Origin of the sequence: Paracoccus sp. (in: a-proteobacteria), from assembly GCF_030538695.1 — a bacterium.
In the GTDB taxonomy this organism is placed as follows: Bacteria; Pseudomonadota; Alphaproteobacteria; order Rhodobacterales; family Rhodobacteraceae; genus Paracoccus.
Genome location: NZ_JAUNTN010000013.1, coordinates 72,043 through 94,483, shown reverse-complemented (window position 1 = coordinate 94,483; position 22,441 = coordinate 72,043). Strand labels below are relative to the sequence as shown.

Genomic DNA, 22,441 nt, shown 5'->3' with positions numbered 1-22,441 from the left:
TCCGGCGCTTCACCTAGACCCTAGACGCGGATCATTCAAGCGGTGACGCGCCATCCTGCGACATATCGTCATAAAGCGTGGCCGCCTCAGCCGCCGGGCCGCGTCTGGTGCCGGGGGCCAGCAGGCGCAATTCCCGCACCCGGCCACGCGCCGATATGGTGATAATGTCTCCCGGCTTGACGGCCCGTCCCGGCTTACGGCAGGGCTGACCGTTCAGGCGGACACCTCCGGCCTCGATCCGTTCGGCGGCAAGGCTACGCGATTTGAAGATACGGGCATGAAACAGCCATTTATCAAGGCGCAGGCTGTCATCAGACATCAAAAGCGAGCCTGTTCAGGGGAAAGGGGCAAACGCCCCTGCCGCCATGCCGGAACCGGACATGGGGCGGGCCAGAATTCGGTCTGCCGCCGAACCAGAAGGCGTGGATCAGGCAGGCGCAGTTTTGCTCCACGCCTGCCTGATCACGGGTCATTTGCGGTCCTTGAGCTGCGCAAGGATTGCAAAAGGGTTGTCCGGGTCGATCGGCTTTTCCGATTTCGGCGGGCGGGCCGAGAAGCTTTTGCCGCCCTGCGCACCGCGATCGTTGCGGTCACGGTGCGGCTTGCCGCCTTTTTTGAAATCAGGCTTGCCACCGGGTTTCCCCTTGCGCTCGCCCCAGTTCTCGCGGGTCGGGCGGTCGCCTTGCCCCTGCTCTGCCTGCTGGCCGTCACGACGACCGCGACGCGGCTGCCCCTCATCCCCCTCACGACGCGGGCGCTGCTGGCCACCACGCGGGCGCGGCGCCCAAGTGAAGGTATAGAACGTCTCAACCTCGGGTGCGGCCTCAAAAGGTTCGGGAACGGCGTCACCCTCTGCCCCGGCCTCAGCATCGGCGGCCTTGCGGGCGGCTTGTTCGGCATCCCATTCGGCGCGTTTCTGTTCTGCAAAGACCGATTCGTCCTCGGTCAGCGGCGCATCCGAAGGCGCAATCTCAGGTGTGGGGGCGACTTCGGGCTTCGCCTTGGGTCGCTCGCCTTTTTCGGCGCGATAGCCAAGCCCGCCCATCAGATCCGCGAACTGTTCCAGCGTCATGCCGGTGATCGACAGCATGTCGGGATTCGCCTCAAAGCCCGCGCGGCTGTCCTGACCGCGCAGCAGATCGGCCAGACGTTCCAGCATGTCGATGCGGATGGCGCGCTCGCCTGCCGGGCGATAGCCCGACAGCGTATAGTAACCCATTGGAACGCCGTCGATATTCGGGATCGTCACCAGCCCCGGCGGCGGGCTTTCGGGAAACTCGGCCAACCCTTCATAAAGCGACCACAGCACCAGCCGCAGCCGGGTTGGTGCGGGTTTCAGCAGCGCGGGCAGAAAGATCGTGAACTGACCGAAACGCACGCCATGCTTACGCAGCAGCCCGCGCGAATCCTGATCCAGATCCTTGACCTCGGCGGCGATGTCCTGACGCGGGATCACGCCCAAAGCCTCGACCAGACGGAAGGCCAGACCACGGGCCAGCCCGGTCAGGGTTTCGTCCTTTTGCATGGCGATCAGCGGCTCGAATCCGGCTGCGATCTTGCGGTCGATAAAATGCTGCAACCGGCGGCGGACCTTTTCAGCCACATCCGGCCCGGCCTCGTCATCGACGAAAACCTCGACGCCGGGTTTCAGCGCATCCGCGCCCTTGACCAGCTTGCCGACCGCTGACGCGCCCCACATCAGCCCGCCCTGTTCGGTGAAATCCAGCTCGGTATCGGGCGCGTTATAGAAACGGTCCGCCCGCAGGCTGAACTCGGGGCGCAGCGCCTCATAGGCAGCGCGGTTCAGCATTTTCGCCTCATCCCCCGCAGCCGAGGGGTCGGCCTTGAAACGGAATCCTTCCAGACGGCCGGCGAATTCGCCTTCGACCATCACTTCGCCCTTGTCGTTGACCTCGGCCACCAATGCTTCCTTTTGCTTGAGCCGGCGCAGCAATACCGAAGTGCGCCGGTCCACGAATCTTTGCGTCAATGCAGCGTGTAGCGCATCCGACAGGCGGTCTTCTACCGCCCTTGTCGCCTCGCGCCAATGTGATTCTTCTGCAACCCATCCGGGCCGCTGCGCCACATAGGTCCATGTGCGGATAAACGCCAGGCGTTTGCTGATTGCGTCTATATCGCCATGGGTGCGGTCGATGCGCTGGATCTGATCGGCCAGCCAACCGCTTGGAACATGGCCCTGCGCCTGCAGAAACTCATAAATGCGGGCCAGCAAGGTTGTGTGTTCGGCAGGCGAAATCCCGCGGAAATCAGGGATTCGGCAGACATCCCACAGCAGCTTCAAATCCTGCGGCCCGGACAATCTGTCGCGGATTTCCGGCAAATCGCGCAGGGCTTTCAGTGCCTGCACATCATCGGCCTCGCGCCCACGGGTCAGCCACTCGCTGTCGGGGGCCGCCTCAAGGCTGGCAATCAGCCGGTCGGCATTGCCGAACTCCAGCCGGTTGTTGCGCCAGATCAATCGCTGAATCGGGGCAAAGCGGTGGTTCTCGATGGCGTCGATCACGCCCTGATCGGGCGGCTCGGCTTCGCCTGTCACGCCAAAGGTGCCGGGTTCGGTATGGCGACCCGCACGGCCCGCGATCTGGCCAAGCTCATGCGGGAACAGATGCCGCATCCGCCGCCCGTCGAACTTGTGGGTTTCGGAAAAGGCGACATGGCGAATATCCAGATTCAGCCCCATGCCGATGGCATCGGTCGCCACCAGATAATCGACTTCTCCGGCCTGATACATCGCCACCTGAGCGTTGCGCGTGCGCGGGCTAAGTGCGCCCATGACCACCGCGCAGCCGCCCTTCTGCCGCCGGATCAGCTCGGCCATCGCGTAAACATCATCGACACTGAAGCCCACGATGGCGCTGCGCGGTGGCATCCGCGACAGTTTTTTCGACCCGGCCCATGTCAGCGTGCTGAACCGTTCGCGGCGCAGGAACTGCACCCCTGGCACCAGCGCCGCAATCGCGGATCGCATGGTATCAGACCCCAGCAGCAGGGTTTCGTGCAGGCCGCGTATATGCAGCAGGCGATCGGTGAACACATGACCACGTTGCGGATCGGCGCACATCTGGATCTCGTCAATGGCGACGAAATCCGCACCAACCTCGGGCATGGCCTCGGTGGTGGCGACCCAATATTGTACCCGCTGCGGCACGATGCGCTCCTCGCCCGTGACCAGCGCCACGACCGAAGGCCCCCGCGCCTTGACGATCCGATCATAGACCTCACGCGCCAGCAGCCGCAGCGGCAGGCCAATAACGCCGGTGCGATGGGCCAGCATCCGCTCGACCGCGTAATGGGTCTTGCCGGTGTTCGTTGGGCCAAGAACGGCGGTGACGCGGCTCATACGGGTTGTCCTTCGCGGTCGCGCAGGATGCGGGCGCGGCCGTCCTGCGCCTCGGCCTGATGCGGATGGATGGCCAGCGACGCCTGATACGCGGCCAGCGCCCGGTCCGCATCGCCGCTGTCTTCCAGCAACGCACCAAGCCGGGTCAGGCATTGAAACTCACGCGGCTCCAGCGCCAGGCAGCGGGCCAGATCGGCCATTGCCGGGCCGGTCAGGCCAGCCATCGCGTAAGCCTCGGCCCGCGCCCGCCAGCCAGCCGGGAAATCCGGCGCGTGATCGGTCAGCGCGGTCAGATGGCCGATGGCCCCGGCCAGATCGCCCGAATCAAGCGCCTCCTCACCGCGCTGCAACAGCAGATCCATCGGCGCGGCCCCCGATTGCGACCATGCCCGCAGAATATCCGATTCCGCGATGCGCCAGCCCTCGCCATCCTGTGAAAGTGCGGCAAAACGGCTGTCCAGCGAATTATCCACAGCATTTTCGGCAAAAGCACTGGAAAATCCGCCCGCTGTTAACGAGATCGTAACGGTCAGCGTGCCAAATGCCGCGACGACACGATAGAAAAGGGGCTTGCGGATCGTCATGGTGCTATCTGTAACCCCGGCGGCGGGCAGGTGCCAGCCGCATCTTACTGGAGGAATAAGATGAGCAATGTGATCGAGGGCGCGGTTCAGGCTTTGGGCGCGAAAATCAGCAGTTTTGACGGCAGCGCCAAGTTCGTGATCGAGGGCGAGGGCGCGGTGGTCATCGACCAGAGCGGTGTGCGGGCCGGGGATGAACCCACCGATGTCACCCTGACCGCCAGCCGCGACACGTTTGAGGGTATCCTGAACGGCAGCGTTAACCCGACGACGGCCTTTATGATGGGCAAGCTGAAACTGGACGGCTCGATGGGGACCGCAATGAAGCTGGCCTCGGCGCTGGCTTGATGCAGGACGCGCCCTATCTGCGCCTGCCGGACGACCCGCCATCCATGGCACGGGCGTTCTGGCTGCGCACGGATGACGGGCGGCGGCTGCGTGCCGCCGTCTGGCAGCCCAAGGATGCCGTGGCAACGGTGCTGCTGTTTCCGGGGCGCACTGAATATCTGGAAAGATATGAGCCGACAGCCTCATGGTTGGCGGCACAGGGATTCGCCGTGCTGGGGCCTGACTGGCGTGGTCAGGGCCTTTCTGAGCGATCGCTGCCCGATCCGCGGATCGGGCATGTTTCGGATTTCGCGGATTATCAGCGCGATGTGGCGGCACTGCTGGATGCGGCGGTCGATCTGAACTTGCCCCGCCCGTGGCATCTGCTGGCCCATTCCATGGGGGGTGCGGTTGGCCTCGCGGCGCTGGAACACGGGCTGCCTGTCGCCAGTGCGGTGTTTTCGGCGCCAATGTGGGGGATTCGCCTGCCTTTTCCGGTGCCGCTGGCGCGGGCAATCACCAGCACGGCGGGGCGGCTTGGCCAGCAAAACCGGATCATCCCCGGCACAGGCAACGGCACTTATGTGCTGGATTATCCTTTCGCGGATAACATGCTGACCAGCGATGCGCAGACATGGGCGCGCATGGTTCAGGAATCCGCCGCCTGGCCCGAACTGACGCTGGGCGGGCCAAGTTTCGCATGGCTCGGCGCGGCGCTACGGGAATGTCAGCGGTTGGCCGCCCTGCCCGCGCCCGACCTGCCGGCGCTGATCTCTCTGGGCGGACGGGAACGGATCGTGACCCACGCTGCCATTCGCAGCCGCGCCGCCCACTGGCCCGGCGCAAAGCTGTTCGAAGAACCGATGGCACAGCATGAAATTATGATGGAAACCCCCACCGCCCGCGACCGTTTCCTGAATGCTGCCCTGTCGCTTTTCCGGGCGGCACCCTTGAACCAACGGGGCGGCGCTGACACATGAGGGGCAAAGAAAAGGGAAAATGATGACCAATCACCTCTCTGCCCGCCTGTTTGATGCCGATGCACCCAAAGGTTCCGCCAGCCTCGGCGATTTGCCGGTGTGGGATCTGACCGACCTTTACGCCAGCCCCGACGCACCCGAACTGACCCGCGATCTGGACCGTCTGGAACAGGATTGCGCCGCTTTTGCCCGCGATTACGAGGGCAAGCTGGCGGATTTGACCCCGGCCGAGATGCTGCGCTGTATCCAGCGCAACGAAGATATCGACCGGCTGGCAGGGCGGATCATGTCTTATGCCGGGCTGCGCTATTACCAAAACACCACCGACGCCGCCCGCGCCAAAATGCTGGCTGATCTGCAAGACAAGCTGACCCACTTCACCACGCCGCTGGTGTTTTTCTCGTTAGAGTTCAACCGCATCCCTGATGACCGCTATCAGGCGATCTTTACCGCTGCTGATGGCCCCGCCCGCTATCAGCCGGTGTTCGACCGGCTGCGCGCCATGCGTCCCTATCAGCTTTCCGACGAGTTGGAGCGTTTTCTGCACGACAATTCCGTGGTCGGTGCCGCCGCATGGAACCGGCTGTTTGATGAAACCACTGCAGGGCTGACCTTTGACGTGGATGGGCAGGAGATGGGGCTGGAAGCCACGCTGAACCTGCTGTCTGACCACGACCGCGCCCGGCGCGAGGCTGGGGCCAAGGCGCTGGCCACTGTCTTTGGCAAGAACATCAAGCTGTTCAGCCGTATTCATAATACGCTCGCCAAGGAAAAGGCAGTCGAGGACACATGGCGCAAAATGCCGACCCCGCAGACCGCGCGGCACCTGTCCAATCACGTCGAACCCGAGGTGGTCGAGGCGCTGACCACGGCCGTCAAAGCCGCCTATCCGCGGCTGTCGCATCGCTATTACCGGCTGAAGGCACGCTGGCTGGGGCTGGACAAGCTGCAAATCTGGGACCGCAACGCGCCGCTGCCCACGGAAACCCCGCGCGATATAGACTGGCCGCAGGCGCGGCAGACGGTGCTGGATGCCTATGCCGGGTTCGACCCAAAGCTGGCCGAACTGGCGCAGCCATTCTTTGACAAGGGCTGGATCGACGCGCCGGTAACGCCGGGCAAGGCACCCGGGGCTTTCGCGCATCCGACCGTGACCGATGCGCACCCCTATATCCTGCTGAATTACCTTGGAAAACCGCGTGATGTGATGACCCTGGCGCATGAGCTTGGCCATGGTGTCCATCAGCGACTTGCGGCGGCACAGGGGGAAATGCTGGCCTCGACCCCGCTGACGCTGGCCGAAACCGCATCCGTCTTTGGCGAGATGCTGACGTTCCGCAAGCTGCTGGCCGACACCACCGACCCGGTGCAGCGCAAGGCTCTGTTGGCCGGCAAGGTCGAGGATATGATTAACACGGTGATCCGTCAGATCGCCTTCTATGATTTCGAATGTCGCCTCCACGCTGCCCGCACCAAAGGCGAGCTGACCCCGGATGACATCAACGCGCTGTGGATGGCGGTTCAGCATGAATCGCTTGGCGATGCCTTCGAGTTCATGCCCGGCTATGAAACCTTCTGGTCCTATGTGCCGCATTTCGTGCATTCGCCGTTCTACGTCTATGCCTATGCCTTTGGCGACGGCTTGGTGAACGCGCTTTACGCCGCCTATGAGGCCGCGCCGGACGGGTTCGCGGATAAGTATTTCGATATGCTGCGCGCGGGTGGGTCCAAGCACCACCGTGAATTGCTGGCACCTTTTGGTCTGGACGCCAGCGATCCGGCGTTTTGGGACAAGGGCCTGTCGATGATCGAAAGCCTGATCGACGAATTGGAAACGATGGAAAATTAAGCGAAAGCCCCGCGCAAGCGGGGCTTTTCATCACGCTGCTGTTGCGGATTGACGCCGGTGCTGCCCCGGCTCCCGTCGTCAGCACAAAGGGACCAAACCATGCTGATCCGCGACGCCAAAGATGATGACCTTGCCGCGATTACGGCAATCTATAACCACGCCGTCGAACAGACGACCGCAATCTGGAACGACAGTCCGGTCGATCTGTCCAACCGCCGGGCGTGGCTGGCGGATCGGCAGCGCGCGGGCTATCCGGTGCTGGTGGCAATCTCGGATACGGGGCAGGTCATGGGCTATGCCTCTTTCGGGGATTGGCGGGCCTTTGACGGCTATCGCTACACTGTCGAACATTCGGTCTATGTGCGGGCCGATCTGCGCGGCGGCGGCATTGGAATGGCGCTGATGCAGGCACTGATCCAGCGCGCACGAGCGATTGGCAAGCATGTCATGGTGGCCGGGATCGAGGCGGGGAATACGGGCTCCATCCGCCTGCATGAAAAGCTGGCCTTTGAACAGGCGGGTGTGCTGTATCAGGTCGGTGCCAAGTTCGGCAACTGGCTGGATTTGCGGTTCATGCAGTTGAAGCTGGACCCGCGCGAAAAGCCTTAGCCCCGCATCTGCCGGATTTCTGCCGCCAGCGCGGCGGTCGAACCATCCAGCCCGGCGACCTCTTGCCCCATCAGCAGCGGCTCCAGCCGTTTGGCCAGTTCCTTGCCAAGCTCGACCCCCCACTGGTCAAAGCTGTTGATGCCCATGATGACGCCTTCGACAAAAACGCGATGCTCATAGAGCGCGACGATCTGACCAAGCGTGAAGGGCGTGGTTTGCGGGATCAGCAGCGTGGTCGAGGGGCGGTTGCCGGTGAACACCCGATGCCGCGCCTGCCGTTCCAGCTCGGCCCCGGTCAGGCCCTTTTCGGCCATCAGCGCCAGCGCCGCATCCAGATCACGGCCCAGCAACAGCGCCTGCGACTGCGCCAGACAATTCGCCATCAACAGGATATGCTGATGCGCCAGCGCCGGTTCATGGCCTTTGGCGGCCAGAATGAACTCGGCCGGGACGATCTGGCGGCCTTGATGGATCAGTTGATAAAAAGCGTGCTGGCCGTTGGTGCCGGGTTCCCCCCATACCACCGGACCGGCGGCAAAGGGCAAATCGGTGCCATCCATCGCCACGCCCTTGCCGTTTGATTCCATTTCAAGCTGTTGCAGATAGGCAGGCAGCCGCGCCAGCCGGTTGTCATAGGGCAGCACCGCGCGGGTCGGATACCCGCAGATCTGATGGTGCCAGATACCGACCAAAGCCAGCAGCATCGGCATGTTCTGCGCGGGCGGGACGCTGCGGAAATGCGCGTCCATCGCCGCGCCGCCGGCCAGAAAAGCATCGAAATCCTCTGGCCCGATCGCCAGCATCAAGGCCAGACCAATCGGCCCCCACATGGAATAGCGCCCGCCGACCCAATCCTCGAAACCAAACACCCGCTCGGCGTCGATGCCAAACTGCGCGGTGCGGCCAAGCGCGGTCGAAACCGCCGCAAACTGGCTGGCCGGATGCGTCACTCTCCCCTCCATCCAGCGCCGGGCCGTTTCGGCATTGGTCATCGTCTCGATTGTGGTGAAGGTTTTCGAGGCCACGATCACCAGCGTGGTTTCCGGGTTCAGCCCGTCCAGCGTATCGGCAATATCGGCCCCGTCCACATTACTGACGAAATGCAGCCGCGGCCCGTCATGGAAGGGAGCCAGCGCCAACACCGCCATCGCCGGACCAAGATCCGAGCCGCCGATGCCGATATTCACCACATCGGTATAGCGCCCGCCCTGCCCAGCGACCTCGCCCGAGCGCACCGCCCGCGCGAATTGCCGCATCCGTTCCAAGATATCCTGCACGCCGGGCATCACGTCGCGGCCATCGACCTGCACCGGCTTGCTGCCGCGCAGGGCGGTATGCAAGACCGCGCGACCCTCGGTTTCGTTGATCTTTTCGCCCGCGAACATCGCGTCACGCCGGGCCTCGACCCCGGCAGCACGGATCAGGGCCAGCAGCAAATCGCGGGCGCGGGCGTCGATGGCGGTCTTGGACCAGTCGAACACCAGCCCGTCGGCATGGGTGGTAAAGCTCTGCGCCCGGTTGGGGTCAGCCGCAAACAGCGCCCGGATGTCACCGCCAAGAGTCGCGCGGTAGTCCTTTAAGGCCGTCCATTCCTGTTCCAGACGCATTGCGCAACCCTTTCAATTTTCAGATCATTCGGCCCAATGCACGGTCAGATCGCGCATCACCGCCCGGATCGGAGCCTGTTCCGGCGGCAGGCTGGCGGCGCGTTCCAGCGCCTTGCGCTTGGCCGCGCCATAGATCAGCAGATGCCCGTTCAGCGTCGAGGCCAGCACCCGCGCCGTCAGGCTGATCCGGGGTTCGGTCGCCCCACCGCCATGAATCGGCAGCACCGCAGGCGCATCCGCAGCCAATGCCTCGGCCAGACCTTCAGCACCGGGGAAAAGGCTGGCGGTGTGCATATCCTCGCCCATGCCCAACAGGCTGACATTCAGCGGCAGCAGCGTATCAACCAGTTCCGACAGGCCGGGAGCGGCCTCATCCGGGGTTGCCGCGCCGGTATACAGCGGCAACAGCCGGGCCGCAGCCGCTTTGCTGCGCAGCAGGTGACGGCGCAACAACGCGGCATTGGACCGCGGATGATCCTCGGCCACCCAGCGTTCATCGCCAAGCAGAACCGTCACCCGCGACCAGTCCAGATCGAGCGCCGACAGCGCGTCGAAAACGGGTGCCGGACTGGTGCCGCCCGGCACACAAAAGCTGATCCGTTCGTTGGTGCGCAAATGCTGCGCCAATTCCTGCCCAAGCTGTTGTGCAAGTGCCAAAACCAGCGCCTGCCGGTCGGGATAGGTTATCAGGTTGATACTCATGCACGGATCTCCCGCCAGCGGCGATTGTCGCGGTGCAGCAGCCGCAGCGATTCCTCGGGGCCGGATGATCCAGCGTCATAGGGTTCAGGCCGCTCCTTGCCCTCCTCCCATTCACGAATGATCGGGTCGATCCAGGCCCATGCGGCCTCGACCTCATCGCCGCGCATGAACAGCGTCTGGTTGCCCCGGATGACGTCCATAATCAGCCGTTCATAGGCATCCGGCATGTCACCATCCGTTCCCAAAGCCTCTGCGAAGGACATATCCAGCGGCACCTGAACCAGACGCATCCCGCCCGGCCCCGGCTCTTTAATCATAACCTTCAGGTTAATACCTTCGTTCGGTTGCAATCTGATGACAAGCTCGTTCGCGCGCGGCTCGCCGCTGTCGTCAAAGATCGAATGTGGCGGTTCCTTGAACACCACCGCAATTTCGCTGGTCCGCGCCCGCAGCTTCTTGCCGGTGCGCAGATAGAACGGCACCCCCTGCCAGCGCCAGTTCGCCACCTGCACCTTCATCGCCACGAAACTTTCGGTGCGGCTGTCAGAGTCGCCGGAATCCGCCAGATAGCCGGGGTTTTCGCCCTCGGCCTGATACTGGCCACGCACCACATCCGCCGGAACCAGAGGCTGCAACGCCCGAATAACCTTCAGTTTTTCATCACGAACCGCATCGGGATCGAAATGATAGGGCGGCTCCATAGCGATCAGGCACAAAAGTTGCATCAGATGGTTTTGCACCATGTCGCGGATCGCGCCGGATGTGTCGTAATATTCGCCGCGCCCGCCCACGCCGACGGTTTCCGCCACGGTGATCTGCACATGGTCGATATATTGCGACTTCCACAGGGGCTCGAACAGGATATTGGCGAAACGCACCGCCATCAGGTTTTGAACGGTTTCTTTTCCAAGATAATGGTCGATGCGGTAAATCTGATGCTCTGCAAAATGCCGTGCCAGCGTTGCGTTCAGCGCCCTTGCGCTGTCCAGATTCCGGCCAAAAGGCTTTTCGACCACGATCCGCGCCTGATCGTCAGCCATGCCATGCGCGGCCAGACCGTCGGCCAGATCACCAAACAGCGACGGCGCGACCGAAAAATAGAACGCATGGACCACATCCGGGCGTAGCAGATCATGCAGACCCGACCAGCCCTCGCCGCCTTTCGCGTCAATACGGGCATAATGCAGCCGGTTCAGAAAGGTTTGCAACTGGTCAGGGGGCACATCTGCAGGGCCGAACTCGGCCAGAGCGGCGGCGATGTCCTGCCGGAAGCTGTCATCGCTCAACCCCGAGCGGGCCGAGCCGATAATCCGCGCCGTATCCGGCAATTGCCCGGCCAGATCACGACGCAACAGCCCCGGCATGATCTTGCGCCGCGACAAGTCGCCGGTTGCGCCGAATATGACCAGATCGAAATCCTCGACCGGAATAACCCTCGAAACCATGGTATCCCCCAGTTTTCCGCTGTCTTGGGCATAGTTTATGATTGCGCTAACGGCAAGCTCGGTCATGGCTGCGCCGCCAATGCACGGGCAAGGCGCGGCAGGCGGGCGCGTTTCAGCATCTCCCGCGGGGTCATATCACCGCCCGCGGCCAAGACGCGTGCATGGGTGGAGGCCACCGCAGGCGCGACCAGAACGGCAGGCAGGTCCAGCAGAAACGCATCAGGATGGATCGCCCGCAGGCCGTAATCCGCCAGCACCCGACGCGGGAAATCGCGCAGATTAGCAGTCACGATCAGTTGCGCATCGCCGCTGATGGCCGCCGCCAGAACGTGCAGATCGCCGCTGTCGGGCAGATCGGCAGCAGGAATGGCGGTCGGGCGAACCATCGCCGCCGGAAAACGATCCGCCAGCAGCGCCGCCTCAACACCCGCAACCCGCGCCTGATCGGCCCCAAGCCGGTGCGCCGCGCCGGTCCATTCGTCCAGAATACGTTGCGACCAAAGCGGACTGTAAGCCCCAGCCGCCGCCGTTTCGGTCAGGATTTCCCGCAGCACCGTCGGAAACAGCACGCAGGCATCCAGAACCGCCCGCATTTTAACCATCCAGCCGGAAGAACAGCGCCTTGAGATAGCCCGTTTCCGCCAGTTGCGGCAAGGTCGGGTGGTCTGGCCCGGCCTGCCCGGTGTGCAACAACTGCATCCGCCGACCACCCCGGCCAATGCCGCGTGCGCTGGCATTGCGGAAGGCGGTCAGATCTGCGGCATGGCTACATGAACACAGCCCAAGATAACCACCCGGCGCGACCAGCGGCGCGGCCAGTTTCGCCACCCGCTCATAGGCACGCAGGCCAGCCTCAAGTGCCTGTTTCGACGGCGCAAACGCAGGCGGATCGCAGATCACCAGATCAAAACGCATCCCGGCTTCGGCCAGCTTCTCCATCTGCGCGAAAGCGTCGCCTTGCAGGGTTTCCAGCCGGTCTGCGGCCCCCATGGCCTCGGCCCCCTGCCGGGCCAGCGTCAGAGCTGCCGCGCTGCCGTCAACACAAGTGGCATGTTCCGCCCCCGCCGCCAACGCCGCCAGACCAAAGCCGCCGACATGGGAAAACACATCCAGCACCCGCGCACCCTTGGCCAATCGCTGCGCAAAGGCATGGTTCGGGCGCTGATCGAAAAACAGGCCGGTTTTCTGGCCGCCGATCAGGTCGGCCATGTAAATCGCGCCATTCATCGGCACCTGAACAGGATCAGGCTGGCTTCCGATCAGGATTTCGCTGCGCTCCTCCAGCCCCTCCAGCCCACGGGCGCGGCCCTGCCCGTTCATCACCACGCAATTCAACCCGGCGATTTCGGCCAGAACCTCGGCCATCAGCGGCGCGGCGGCATCGGCCCAGGCGGCATTGGGCTGGATCACCGCCGCATCACCGAAACGGTCAATGATGGTGCCGGGCAGACCATCGGCCTCGGCATGGATCAGCCGGTAAAAGGGCTGGTCAAACAGCGTCTCACGCATGGCCAGCGCCCGCGACAGCCGCGCCCGCAACCAGTCGGCATTGATCTCGGCTCCGGCGTCCATATCCATAACGCGCGCGATGATCTTCGACGCCGGGTTCACCGTCACCAGCGCCAGAGGGCGGCGCTGGTCGTCCTCCAGCCGCGCGAATGTGCCGGGTGACAGCGCACGGGTGCGGCGATCCGTCACCAGTTCATCCGCGAAAACCCACGGAAAACCATGGCGTGTCGCCCGCGCATTGGCCTTGGGCCGCAACCGCACCACCGGCAGGCCGCCCTGCCCCATATCTTCTGCGCTGTCGTCGTTCATCGCACCCTCTGACCTTTACCGCGCTTGTGCCAGACCTGCGCCAGCACGTCCAGCCGCCGCACTTGCGCGGTTAACGCTAACATTGTAACTTGCGCGGGACAGCTAAGGAGGCCGCCCATGTCGCTGCAACCCGCCATCACCCGCGTCACCGACCGCATCCGCCGCCGGTCCGAAGCCAGTCGCGCAGCCTATCTGGACCGCATCGCCGCGCAGGCCGAAGCCGGGCCACGGCGGGCGCATCTGTCCTGCGGCAATCAGGCCCATGCCTATGCCGCCATGCCCAACAAGGCAGAGCTGGCCGAAACCCGCGCCCCCAACATCGGCATCGTGACCGCCTATAACGACATGCTGTCGGCGCATCAGCCCTATGAGACTTTTCCGGCGCTGATCCGTAAGGCCGCCGCCAGTGCCGGGGCGACGGCGCAGGTTGCGGGCGGGGTTCCGGCGATGTGTGATGGTGTGACGCAGGGCCGTGCCGGGATGGAGCTGTCGCTGTTTTCGCGCGATGTGATCGCCATGGCTGCCGGGATTGCGCTGTCCCATGACACATTCGATTCTGCGGTTTTCTTGGGGATTTGTGACAAGATCGTGCCGGGACTGGTGATGGCGGCGGCCAGTTTCGGGCATATCCCGGCGGTGTTTTTGCCCTCTGGACCGATGCCCTCGGGTTTGCCGAATGACGAAAAGGCCAAGGTGCGCCAGCAATTTGCCGCCGGAGAGGTTGGGCGCGATGCGCTGATGGCGGCCGAGATGGCCAGCTATCATGCGCCCGGCACCTGCACGTTTTACGGCACCGCCAATTCAAACCAGATGCTGATGGAGTTCATGGGCCTGCAACTGCCCGGTTCCAGCTTTGTCGCCCCCAATACGCCGCTGCGGGAGGCTCTGACCATCGACGGCGTAAAACGCGCTGCCGCAATGACCCGGCTTGGCAACAGCTATATTCCGGCGGGGCAAATTCTTGACGAGCGCGCCTTCGTAAACGGGATCGTCGGGCTGATGGCGACGGGTGGTTCGACCAATCTGGTGCTGCATCTGCCCGCGATGGCACGGGCGGCGGGCGTCATTCTGGACCTTGAGGACTTCGACGAGATTTCCAATGCCGTGCCACTGATGGCGCGGGTTTATCCGAACGGACTGGCCGATGTGAACCATTTCCACGCGGCTGGTGGCTTGGGCTTCATGATCGGGCAATTGCTGGATGCCGGGCTGCTGCATGGCGATGTGACCACCATCATGGGTGAGGGGCTGGAACCGTGGCGACGCGAACCCAAACTGCGCGATGGCGCCGTCACATGGGAAGACGGCGCCGGGGCCTCGCTGAACGACAAGATCCTGCGCCCAGCCTCGGATGCTTTTGCAGCAACGGGCGGCTTGCGGCAATTGTCGGGCAATCTGGGACGTGCGGTTATCAAAGTTTCCGCAGTCAAGGAGGAAAACCGGGTGATCGAGGCCCCTGCCCGCGTGTTTTCCGATCAGGAAGCGGTCAAGGAGGCGTTTCGCAATGGCGCGTTCACCGATGATGTGATCGTCGTGGTGCGCTTCCAGGGCCCTGCGGCCAATGGGATGCCCGAGCTTCATTCGCTGACTCCGGTTCTGGCGGTCTTGCAAGATCGCGGGCTGAAGGTTGCGCTTGTCACCGATGGCCGGATGTCGGGTGCCTCGGGCAAGGTTCCGGCAGCCATTCACCTGTCGCCCGAGGGCATCAAGGACGGCCCGATCGCCCGGCTGCGCGATGGCGATTTGCTGCGGCTGGATGCGGTCAGCGGTCGGCTGGACTGCCTGACCGAAGGGTTTGAGACCCGCGAGCCCGCCGCTGCCCCCGCCGAGGCGCATGGGATGGGTCGGGAATTGTTTGCGGCCTTCCGCGAGCATGTTGGCCCTGCAACCACGGGCGCTGCGGTAGCAATCTAAGCCTTTCAGCATAAAGATCAGGCCCCGCAAAATGCGGGGCCTTTCCATATTCAGGCGGCGCTGCGCTGGAGATTGCTGCTGGTCTCTGCTGCGGCGTCGATGTGAAAGCGGCCAAGCATCGCGCTGAGTTCTTTGACCTGCTGCGACAATGACCCAGCGGCGGTGGCATATTCATCCGACATGGCAAGGTTCGCCTGATTCACACTGTCAAGCTGCGACAGCGCATCCGAGACCTCGCGCACGCCGGTCGATTGCTCGGTGGTCGCATGGGCAATGCCGGCGATGCTTTCGACCATGCCGCCCACCCCCGCACGGATCTGGTCCAGCGATTCACCGGCATCGCGCACCAGCTTGACGCCGATCTTGACCTCGGTTTCCGACTTGCCGATCAGGTCCGCGATATTCTGTGACGCCTTGGCCGATTGCTGTGCAAGGTTGCGCACCTCGTTGGCGACCACGGCGAAACCGCGCCCGACCTCACCCGCTCGCGCGGCCTCAACAGCGGCGTTAATGGACAACAGGTTGGTCTGAAATGCAAAACTTTCGATAACACGGGTGAACTCACCCATCTGGCGGGTGTGTTCGTCGATGCGTTCTATGGCAGCAATCGCCTGTGCCACGACCTCGGCCCCTTTCAGCACGACCTGTTGCGCATCGCGGGCCGCATTGTCTGCCTCTTGTGCGGATTGGCTGGTCATCGTGATATTACCAGAAATCTGTTCGACCGCCGCAGCTGTCTGTTCCAGCGAGGCCGCCTGACTTTCGCCGCGCCGAGCCAGATCGCTGGCCCCTTTGGCAATTTCACCGGCCTCGCCGCTCATGCTATGTGCCGTCGTTCGGATATCGCCCACCATAGTGCGGAAAGCGGTGATGGATTCGTTGAAATGGTCACGCAGACCTGCGAACTCACCACGCACCTGTTCACTGATCTTCGCGGTCAGATCCCCGCGCGAAAAAGCCTGAAGCCCTTGGCTGATCTCGGTAATAGCTCGCACACGTGCAGTCACATCCTGCGCAAATTTGATGACCTTGCAAATCTTGCCCTGATCGTCCGTCACGGGATTATAGCTGCCAAAGATCCAAATCTCACGGCTGCCCTTCCCAAGCCGGCGAAACTCTCCGGCCTGATAATGGCCATTGCTCAGATCACGCCAGAATTGTTCATATTCAGGCTGCATCGCATCGGCCGGATCCATGAACATACGGTGATGGCGGCCCTTGATCTCCTCAAGGCTGTAGCCCATCGCATCCAGAAAATTCTGGTTGGCGAACAGGATTTCACCAGTTGCCGTAAACTCGATCATCGCTTGTGAACGGGTCAGCGCATCGACCTTGCCGGTTGCGTCCGCCGCAATCTTATAGGCTGCGCTGATGTCAACGGCAAAAGCCACCACCTCGGACACAACACCAGCGGCATTACGCACGGGCGTGTAAAGTGCCTGAATATAGAAAGGTTCACCGCGTTTATTGATCCGGCGGAAATCGCCCTGCTGCGCCTCCCCCCGGCGCAAACCGGCCCAAAAACTGTCCACACTGCCTGTGATGTCATTGGGATCTTGCAAAATAGAGATAGTCTGCCCCAACAGTTCGTCGCGCCGATAGCCGCACAAGTCCAGATAGGCGTCGTTCACATCCAAAATATGCCCGGTCAGATCAAAACGCAGCACACATCGGGATGATTCAAGCGCGGCCATGGCCTGCGCCGGGTCTGGGTGAATAAATTGCCGTTCGGTCATGGTCTAAAGTCCCTTATGCTGTCACCATTTGGGCCAGCATTAAGGGGAAAGAACCAAGAAACCGTTAATCGCGGCAAAAATAATATTTCAAATTTTATCAATCACTGGGCCGAACCGGGCCAGCAGGCGGTCCCGGATCTGGTCACGGGTGGCGCGATAGGAGGTCAGCCGGGCCTCCCGCCCCTCACCGATTCCGGTCGGGTCGAGGACCGGCCAATATTCCACATCAATGTGAAAGCTGCCTGCAAGATCAAGCGCATAACGCTGACTGGCCGGGGACAGCGCAATCACCAGATCAAAGCTGGACAGGTCGTCCCCCCAGTCTTTCATCTCGTCAAAGGAGCGCACCCGATGATTGTCCAGCGCCACCCCGATTTCGCGGCAAACGGCAATCGCAAAGCCATCAATTTCCAGATCGTTCTTGATCCCGGCCGACTGCACATAGGCAGCGTGGCCATAAAACTGCTTCATCATCCCCTCGGCCATGGGCGAGCGAATCGCGTTGTGATCGCAGCAGAACAGCACCGAATGGGGGATCGGCCCGGTCAAGCTATTTCACCGGAACCAAAGCGCAGATCAACGTAAACAGGCGGCGGGCGGTGTCGATGTCCACGCTCGCCTTACCTTCCAGCCGTTCCTGAAGCGTGCGGGCGCCTTCGTTGTGGATACCGCGCCGGGCCATGTCGATGGCCTCAATCTGCGCGGGCGACAGGCGCTTGACGGCCTGAAAATAGCTTTCGCAGATCTGGAAATAATCCTTGACCACCTGCCGGAACGGGCCAAGCGACATATGAAATTCGCCCACCCGATCGCCGCTGTCCTGCGCCACGGCAAAGACCAGCCGCCCGTCGATCAGCGCCAGATTCAGCGCGTAAGGCCCCGGCGGAACCGCCGCGCCATCGCGGGCGGGCAGGTCGAAGCTGTTGTCCTCCAGCAGATCAAAGATCGCCACGCGGCGTTCCTGTTCGACCTCGGGGCTGGCGGGTGGCAGGGCGGAATCGTCGATCTCGACACGACAGAGGCGGTTCATGGGCGAGCCTTTTCGTTCAATGCGTCCAGACGGGCGCGGACGGATGCGGCATGAGCGCCAAGCCCTTCGCTGTCGGCCAGACGGGCAGCGGCAGGGCCGATCTCGGCCAAGGCACCGGGCGACAGCCGGGCGATGGTGGTGCGTTTCAGGAAATCCAGCACCGACAGGCCGGAGGAAAACCGTGCCGAACGCGCCGTGGGCAGAACATGGTTCGGGCCGCTGACGTAATCGCCAACCGCCTCTGGCGTATAGGCTCCAAGGAAAATCGCCCCGGCGTGGTGAATCTGCGCCATCAACGCCTCGGGATCGGCCACGCAAAGTTCCAGATGCTCAGGGGCCACACGATCAGAGAGGGCAGCCGCTTCGGCCAGATCGCGGGTCACGATAATGGTGCCGTGATCGCGCCAGCTTGCCCCGGCAATCGCGGCACGCGGCAGGGTTGGAATCAGGCGCTCCACCGCATCTGCGACGGCGCGGGCCATCTCGGGGCTATCGGTGACAAGGATCGACTGAGCGTCGGCGTCATGTTCGGCCTGCGCCATCAGATCCAGCGCCAGCCAGTCAGGGTTTTGCGCCCCGTCAGCGATAATCAGAACCTCGGACGGGCCGGCAATCATGTCGATGCCGACGCGGCCAAAGACCTGACGCTTGGCGGCAGCGACATATGCATTGCCCGGCCCGGTGATCTTATCGACTGGACGGATGGTGCCGGTGCCATAGGCCAGCGCCGCAATCGCCTGCGCCCCGCCGATGCGGTAAACCTCATCCACCCCGGCCAGATCACAGGCCAGCAACACCAGCGGGTTCACCTGTCCGTCCGGTGTCGGCACACAGACCACCAGCCGCTCCACCCCCGCAACCCGCGCCGGAATCGCATTCATCAGCACCGAGGACGGATAGCTGGCCTGCCCGCCCGGCACATACAGCCCCGCCGCCGCAACCGGGGTCCAGCGCCAGCCAAGGGTCGCACCCTCGGGGTCTGTCCATTGCGCATCCTCGGGCATCTGGCGGGCGTGATAGGCACGGATGCGGGCCGCAGCCAGCGACAGGGCGGCGCGATCATCAGGCAAGACGCGGGCAATTTCCGCCGCGATCTCATCGGCGCTGATCCGCAGCCGGTCCGGGATCAGATCCAGCCGGTCAAAGCGCGCAGTATAATCGCACAGCGCCGCATCCCCCCGCGCCCGCACATCCGCAATAATCGCGGCAACGGTGTCATTCACATCCACCGCATCCTCGCGCTTGGCAGACAGAACGGCGGCGAACTGATCGGGAAAATCTGCGGAAGCGGTGGTCAGGTGTCGGGGCATCGGCGCTTTTTCCTTATGGTCGAATCGTTGTAGCGGCTGGTTTTGCCCGGCTCAAGCCACAGCCGGGTTCGGCGGCTTTTTGCCCGCAGAAAAAGAGGTCGGAAACCAAACCGATGAGTATGCATTGTCCCATTGAACTGCCTGTTTCCAAGGCAAAGGAGAATTATATGCGTTCGCTTTCCCTGTCTGCCACGCTGCTTTCGGCAGCCTTGGCGCTGCCCCCTGCTGCCTCTGCAAATGATGATATTGGCCGGATTTTGGGCGGTGTAGCCAACAGCATCCTGAATCAAGAGATGGACAAGGCCGCCTATATTCAGGCGCAAAACACCAATACCGCCGCCGCTTACCGCAACTATCTGTCGCGTTACCCGAATGGCATTTACCGTGCGCAGGCGCAGCAGGCGCTGAACCGGCTTGATCCCCGCGGCACCACCGCCAACCGGGGGCAGGCATCCGCCAACAGCGCACTGGCGGCAGCCCGGACCGAGGCGGCGCTGAACCTGACCCGGCAGCAGCGCACCAATGTTCAGGCGCAACTGAACCGGCTGGGTTACAACACCGGGACGCCGGACGGGTTGTGGGGCAGCCGCACCCGCAGCGCGATCCAGAACTGGCAAAAGGCGCAAAAGCTGAACCAGACCGGCTATGTCACCGCTGCGCAAATTCGGCAGATCAACGAACAGGCGCGGGGTCGTGGCACCACAACGCCGCAGCCCGCTACCAGCAATCGGGCTCAGATTGAGGAACAACTGCTGAGCCTCAGCGCATCCGAGCGGCGGGAAATCCAGTTGCGGCTGTCGCTGCTTGGCTTTGACACACGCGGCACCGACGGCGTGTTCGGGCGCAATACCCGCAGCGCGATCTCTCGCTGGCAGGCGGCACGAAAACTGGGTGTCACCGGCTATCTGAATGCCGATCAGATCCGGCGCCTGCGCACGGAATCACGCGGATAAGGGGCGCATCATCCCGATCTGGCGGGCATCAGAGGTCGCCGGATCGGGCTGAAAACCAAGCCGTTCGTAAAGGCGGCGGGCCGTCGGATTATCGCGCATCACCCGCAGCGTGGCGCGGGTCATTCCAGCCTGTGCCGCGTCTTGCAGGATATGGCGGATCAGCGCCCCAGCCAGCCCTTGCCCTCGCGCATCTGGCCGGGTGTAAACGGACAGGATCAGTGCCGTAAGCGGCACATCCGGCGCGGGTTCCCAAAGAGCAACGGCTCCTGCCTGCCCCTCCCCAGCCTGCCCCTGCGGTCCGGTGACAAAGGCACGGGCCTGCTCCAGACGGGCGGCGAAATCGGCCAGCGGACGATCCTGCCAATCCACCAGCCGGGACGAGAAGGCATGCGGTGCCAGCCGCAGCATCTCCAGCCGCAAATCCCGCCATTCAGCGGCATCCTGCGGGGTCAGCCGGCGAATGGCCGGGTCAGTCATGCGTAGGCATCTGGCCCGAAACGGCAGCATAGGGCCGGGTCACGTCGCGCAGATCGACCGACAGACATTCGACATCCAGCGCAATCGCACCATCACCCGCGAGGTTCAGGATCAGCCGCCCGGTGCCATCCTCGCCCGGTTGCCATTCCAGATCCAGCAACGACAGCACCAGCCCGGCGTCATCACGCGCGATCCCGTCGCTGCGCACCGCCACCACGTCCGAGATCACCAGCAGCGCCCGCACCCGCTCATAGGGGCGATCCTCGCGGCGGGCAGCATCGGCATCTTCCCAGCGAAAGCGGTTCAGCAATGCCGAAAAACGCCGCCCGCGCCGGTCATAGGTCAGATCACCTACGGTCAGAATCGCGTCCTGCGCCAGCGTGGCGATAACACGCAAATCCTCGGTATCCTCGGCGCGCAGGGCCAGCGGTGCGGGATCGGCGTCGTGAAAGCTGGCGTCAGTCATGGTCCGCGCCTTCCTTGACCCGTTCGATCTGCGCTCCGATGCCGCGCAGCTTGCGCACGACACGCTCGTAACCACGATCAAGGTGGTAAACGCGGCTGACCACGGTTTCCCCCTCGGCGGCAAGACCCGCCAGAATCAGGCTGACCGAGGCCCGCAGGTCGGTCGCCATCACCCGCGCCCCTTTCAGCTTTTCGACGCCGTGAACTGTGGCATGGCCGCCATGAACCTCGATCTGCGCGCCCATGCGGGCCAGTTCGGGGGCGTGCATGAAACGGTTTTCAAAGATGGTTTCCTCCAGCACGCTGGTGCCTTCGGCGGTGCACATCAATGCCATCATCTGCGCTTGCAGGTCGGTCGGAAAGCCGGGGAAGGGTTCGGTGGTCACATCCACAGCCTTCACCCGCCCGTTCTTGCGTGAGACCTTGATGCCGCGCGGGGTTTCCTCGACGCTGACCCCGGCCTCATCCAGCTTTTCGCAAAAGGCCGCCAGCAGTTCGATCTTGCCACCAAGCAATTCGACCTCGCCACCACAGATCGCCGGGGCCAGCATATAGGTGCCAAGCTCGATCCGGTCAGTAACGACCGGGTGCGTCGCCCCATGCAGGCAATCGACCCCCTGAATGGTGATGGTGCTGGTGCCTTCGCCGTCGATCTGTGCGCCCATCGCCCGCAGGCAGCGCACCAGATCGACGATTTCCGGTTCCCGCGCGGCATTTTCAAGAACCGTCGTGCCTTTGGCCAATGTCGCGGCCATCACGATATTCTCCGTCGCCCCGACCGAGGCAAAGCGCATTGCAAACCGCGCGCCCTTCAGCCCGCCCGGTGCCTTGGCGTGCAGATAGCCGTCACGCAGCTCGATTTCGGCACCAAGCGCGGTCAGCCCTTCGATATGCAGATCCATCGGACGCGCGCCGATCGCGCATCCGCCGGGCAGCGAGACCTCTGCCCGGTGGAACCGCGCCAGCAGCGGCCCAAGCACCAGATTGCTGGCCCGCATCTTGCGCACAATATCATAATCCGCGTGCTGGCTGGTCAGGTCATGGCTGGACATGGCCAGCACCTGCCCGTCTTGCAGGCTGGCGACCTCGGCCCCGAAGCTGCGCAACAATTCGGTCATGGTGCGAATATCGGACAGCCGCGGCGCATTGGTCAGCGTCAGCGGCTGATCGGTCAAAAGCGTCGCCGGCATCAGCGTCAGGCAAGCGTTCTTGGCCCCGGCAATCGGGATTTCACCGGAAACCGGGCCGCCGCCCTGAACGATGATCTGATCCATGCT

Annotated in this window: 21 protein-coding genes; 6 read left to right on the top strand and 15 right to left on the bottom strand. The window is 63.2% G+C overall.

The window, feature by feature from the left end; all coding sequences use genetic code 11:
* Window positions 1-31 precede the first annotated feature (31 nt).
* The 3 genes from Q4G24_RS09070 to Q4G24_RS09060 form a co-directional block, all read right to left on the bottom strand.
* Window positions 32-319: an RNA-binding S4 domain-containing protein gene (locus Q4G24_RS09070; protein ID WP_303366196.1), complete on the bottom strand. Its 288-nt coding sequence runs from the start codon at window positions 317-319 to the stop codon at window positions 32-34.
* A 150-nt stretch (window positions 320-469) separates the two neighbouring features.
* A complete protein-coding gene (locus Q4G24_RS09065) occupies window positions 470-3,361 on the bottom strand; it encodes a helicase-related protein (protein ID WP_303366195.1) in 2,892 nt (963 codons plus the stop codon).
* On the bottom strand, window positions 3,358-3,945 hold the full coding sequence (locus tag Q4G24_RS09060; RefSeq protein WP_303366194.1) for a hypothetical protein: 588 nt from the start codon (window positions 3,943-3,945) through the stop codon (window positions 3,358-3,360). Before Q4G24_RS09060 ends, Q4G24_RS09065 begins: the two co-directional genes overlap by 4 nt.
* A 60-nt stretch (window positions 3,946-4,005) precedes the next feature.
* On the opposite strand from Q4G24_RS09060, the gene Q4G24_RS09055 reads away from it, so the two are divergent.
* The 4 genes from Q4G24_RS09055 to Q4G24_RS09040 all read left to right on the top strand — a co-directional run bounded on the left by Q4G24_RS09055 (window position 4,006) and on the right by Q4G24_RS09040 (window position 7,707).
* Window positions 4,006-4,290 (top strand): SCP2 sterol-binding domain-containing protein, encoded by a 285-nt coding sequence (locus tag Q4G24_RS09055; protein WP_303366193.1) that lies wholly within the window; start codon window positions 4,006-4,008, stop codon window positions 4,288-4,290.
* Entirely contained in the window at window positions 4,290-5,249 is a 960-nt protein-coding gene (locus Q4G24_RS09050; RefSeq protein WP_303366192.1) for an alpha/beta fold hydrolase, read from the top strand. Before Q4G24_RS09055 ends, Q4G24_RS09050 begins: the two co-directional genes overlap by 1 nt.
* A 22-nt stretch (window positions 5,250-5,271) precedes the next feature.
* Entirely contained in the window at window positions 5,272-7,098 is a 1,827-nt protein-coding gene (locus tag Q4G24_RS09045; protein WP_303366191.1) for a M3 family oligoendopeptidase, read from the top strand.
* 99 nt (window positions 7,099-7,197) lie between these two features.
* On the top strand, window positions 7,198-7,707 hold the full coding sequence (locus tag Q4G24_RS09040) for a GNAT family N-acetyltransferase (RefSeq protein ID WP_303366190.1): 510 nt from the start codon (window positions 7,198-7,200) through the stop codon (window positions 7,705-7,707).
* On the opposite strand, the gene pgi is transcribed toward Q4G24_RS09040, so the two are convergent.
* The 5 genes from pgi to Q4G24_RS09015 all read right to left on the bottom strand — a co-directional run bounded on the left by pgi (window position 7,704) and on the right by Q4G24_RS09015 (window position 13,279).
* Window positions 7,704-9,308, bottom strand: a complete 1,605-nt coding sequence (gene pgi / locus Q4G24_RS09035; RefSeq protein ID WP_303366214.1) for a glucose-6-phosphate isomerase — start codon at window positions 9,306-9,308, stop codon at window positions 7,704-7,706. The two genes, Q4G24_RS09040 and pgi, sit on opposite strands and share 4 nt — an antisense overlap.
* A gap of 30 nt (window positions 9,309-9,338) precedes the next feature.
* Window positions 9,339-10,010 carry a 6-phosphogluconolactonase gene (pgl, locus tag Q4G24_RS09030; protein WP_303366213.1) on the bottom strand — a complete coding sequence of 224 codons (672 nt, stop codon included), beginning with the start codon at window positions 10,008-10,010 and terminating at the stop codon, window positions 9,339-9,341.
* Between the two features lie 2 nt (window positions 10,011-10,012).
* Entirely contained in the window at window positions 10,013-11,461 is a 1,449-nt protein-coding gene (zwf, locus tag Q4G24_RS09025; RefSeq protein ID WP_303366212.1) for a glucose-6-phosphate dehydrogenase, read from the bottom strand.
* A gap of 62 nt (window positions 11,462-11,523) precedes the next feature.
* Window positions 11,524-12,054, bottom strand: coding sequence for an RSP_2648 family PIN domain-containing protein (locus Q4G24_RS09020; RefSeq protein WP_303366189.1), 531 nt, complete (start codon window positions 12,052-12,054; stop codon window positions 11,524-11,526).
* 1 nt (window position 12,055) lies between these two features.
* The gene (locus Q4G24_RS09015; protein WP_303366188.1) at window positions 12,056-13,279 is read right to left on the bottom strand and encodes an RSP_2647 family RNA methyltransferase; all 1,224 of its coding nucleotides are present in this window, start codon (window positions 13,277-13,279) and stop codon (window positions 12,056-12,058) included.
* A 117-nt stretch (window positions 13,280-13,396) separates the two neighbouring features.
* Between Q4G24_RS09015 and edd the strand changes: the two genes are divergently transcribed.
* A complete protein-coding gene (edd, locus tag Q4G24_RS09010) occupies window positions 13,397-15,193 on the top strand; it encodes a phosphogluconate dehydratase (protein WP_303366187.1) in 1,797 nt (598 codons plus the stop codon).
* 50 nt (window positions 15,194-15,243) lie between these two features.
* Here the strand turns inward: edd and Q4G24_RS09005 are convergent, their stop codons facing one another.
* From Q4G24_RS09005 to hisD, 4 genes are all read right to left on the bottom strand, one after another.
* Complete coding sequence (locus Q4G24_RS09005; RefSeq protein WP_303366186.1) at window positions 15,244-16,929, bottom strand: methyl-accepting chemotaxis protein; 1,686 nt, start codon at window positions 16,927-16,929, stop codon at window positions 15,244-15,246.
* A gap of 87 nt (window positions 16,930-17,016) precedes the next feature.
* Window positions 17,017-17,478 carry a low molecular weight phosphatase family protein gene (locus Q4G24_RS09000; RefSeq protein ID WP_303366185.1) on the bottom strand — a complete coding sequence of 154 codons (462 nt, stop codon included), beginning with the start codon at window positions 17,476-17,478 and terminating at the stop codon, window positions 17,017-17,019.
* Between the two features lies 1 nt (window position 17,479).
* Complete coding sequence (locus Q4G24_RS08995) at window positions 17,480-17,959, bottom strand: UPF0262 family protein (protein WP_303366184.1); 480 nt, start codon at window positions 17,957-17,959, stop codon at window positions 17,480-17,482.
* On the bottom strand, window positions 17,956-19,269 hold the full coding sequence (gene hisD, locus Q4G24_RS08990; RefSeq protein ID WP_303366183.1) for a histidinol dehydrogenase: 1,314 nt from the start codon (window positions 19,267-19,269) through the stop codon (window positions 17,956-17,958). The genes Q4G24_RS08995 and hisD overlap by 4 nt, the downstream gene beginning before the upstream one ends.
* Window positions 19,270-19,436: 167 nt before the next feature.
* Here hisD and Q4G24_RS08985 point away from each other — a divergent pair, with 167 nt between their 5' ends.
* Window positions 19,437-20,222, top strand: a complete 786-nt coding sequence (locus tag Q4G24_RS08985) for a peptidoglycan-binding domain-containing protein (protein ID WP_303366182.1) — start codon at window positions 19,437-19,439, stop codon at window positions 20,220-20,222.
* Here the strand turns inward: Q4G24_RS08985 and Q4G24_RS08980 are convergent.
* The 3 genes from Q4G24_RS08980 to murA are packed head-to-tail and all read right to left on the bottom strand — an operon-like array spanning window position 20,211 to window position 22,438.
* Window positions 20,211-20,699 (bottom strand): N-acetyltransferase, encoded by a 489-nt coding sequence (locus tag Q4G24_RS08980; protein WP_303366181.1) that lies wholly within the window; start codon window positions 20,697-20,699, stop codon window positions 20,211-20,213. The genes Q4G24_RS08985 and Q4G24_RS08980 overlap by 12 nt on opposite strands.
* On the bottom strand, window positions 20,692-21,165 hold the full coding sequence (locus Q4G24_RS08975; protein WP_303366180.1) for a DUF2948 family protein: 474 nt from the start codon (window positions 21,163-21,165) through the stop codon (window positions 20,692-20,694). The genes Q4G24_RS08980 and Q4G24_RS08975 overlap by 8 nt, the downstream gene beginning before the upstream one ends.
* On the bottom strand, window positions 21,158-22,438 hold the full coding sequence (murA, locus tag Q4G24_RS08970) for a UDP-N-acetylglucosamine 1-carboxyvinyltransferase (RefSeq protein ID WP_303366179.1): 1,281 nt from the start codon (window positions 22,436-22,438) through the stop codon (window positions 21,158-21,160). Before murA ends, Q4G24_RS08975 begins: the two co-directional genes overlap by 8 nt.
* Window positions 22,439-22,441 lie beyond the last annotated feature (3 nt).

Coding starts and splice junctions, on each gene's coding strand:
- edd (WP_303366187.1), top strand. CDS start 13,397: ATGTCGCTGCAACCCGCCATCACCCGCGTCACCGACCGCATCCGCCGC.
- Q4G24_RS09070 (WP_303366196.1), bottom strand. CDS start 319: ATGTCTGATGACAGCCTGCGCCTTGATAAATGGCTGTTTCATGCCCGT.
- Q4G24_RS09050 (WP_303366192.1), top strand. CDS start 4,290: ATGCAGGACGCGCCCTATCTGCGCCTGCCGGACGACCCGCCATCCATG.
- Q4G24_RS09055 (WP_303366193.1), top strand. CDS start 4,006: ATGAGCAATGTGATCGAGGGCGCGGTTCAGGCTTTGGGCGCGAAAATC.
- Q4G24_RS09045 (WP_303366191.1), top strand. CDS start 5,272: ATGACCAATCACCTCTCTGCCCGCCTGTTTGATGCCGATGCACCCAAA.
- Q4G24_RS08975 (WP_303366180.1), bottom strand. CDS start 21,165: ATGACTGACGCCAGCTTTCACGACGCCGATCCCGCACCGCTGGCCCTG.
- zwf (WP_303366212.1), bottom strand. CDS start 11,461: ATGGTTTCGAGGGTTATTCCGGTCGAGGATTTCGATCTGGTCATATTC.
- Q4G24_RS09040 (WP_303366190.1), top strand. CDS start 7,198: ATGCTGATCCGCGACGCCAAAGATGATGACCTTGCCGCGATTACGGCA.
- Q4G24_RS08985 (WP_303366182.1), top strand. CDS start 19,437: ATGCGTTCGCTTTCCCTGTCTGCCACGCTGCTTTCGGCAGCCTTGGCG.
- Q4G24_RS08995 (WP_303366184.1), bottom strand. CDS start 17,959: ATGAACCGCCTCTGTCGTGTCGAGATCGACGATTCCGCCCTGCCACCC.
- Q4G24_RS09020 (WP_303366189.1), bottom strand. CDS start 12,054: ATGCGGGCGGTTCTGGATGCCTGCGTGCTGTTTCCGACGGTGCTGCGG.
- Q4G24_RS09060 (WP_303366194.1), bottom strand. CDS start 3,945: ATGACGATCCGCAAGCCCCTTTTCTATCGTGTCGTCGCGGCATTTGGC.
- Q4G24_RS09005 (WP_303366186.1), bottom strand. CDS start 16,929: ATGACCGAACGGCAATTTATTCACCCAGACCCGGCGCAGGCCATGGCC.
- Q4G24_RS09065 (WP_303366195.1), bottom strand. CDS start 3,361: ATGAGCCGCGTCACCGCCGTTCTTGGCCCAACGAACACCGGCAAGACC.
- Q4G24_RS08980 (WP_303366181.1), bottom strand. CDS start 20,699: ATGACTGACCCGGCCATTCGCCGGCTGACCCCGCAGGATGCCGCTGAA.
- Q4G24_RS09015 (WP_303366188.1), bottom strand. CDS start 13,279: ATGAACGACGACAGCGCAGAAGATATGGGGCAGGGCGGCCTGCCGGTG.
- murA (WP_303366179.1), bottom strand. CDS start 22,438: ATGGATCAGATCATCGTTCAGGGCGGCGGCCCGGTTTCCGGTGAAATC.
- hisD (WP_303366183.1), bottom strand. CDS start 19,269: ATGCCCCGACACCTGACCACCGCTTCCGCAGATTTTCCCGATCAGTTC.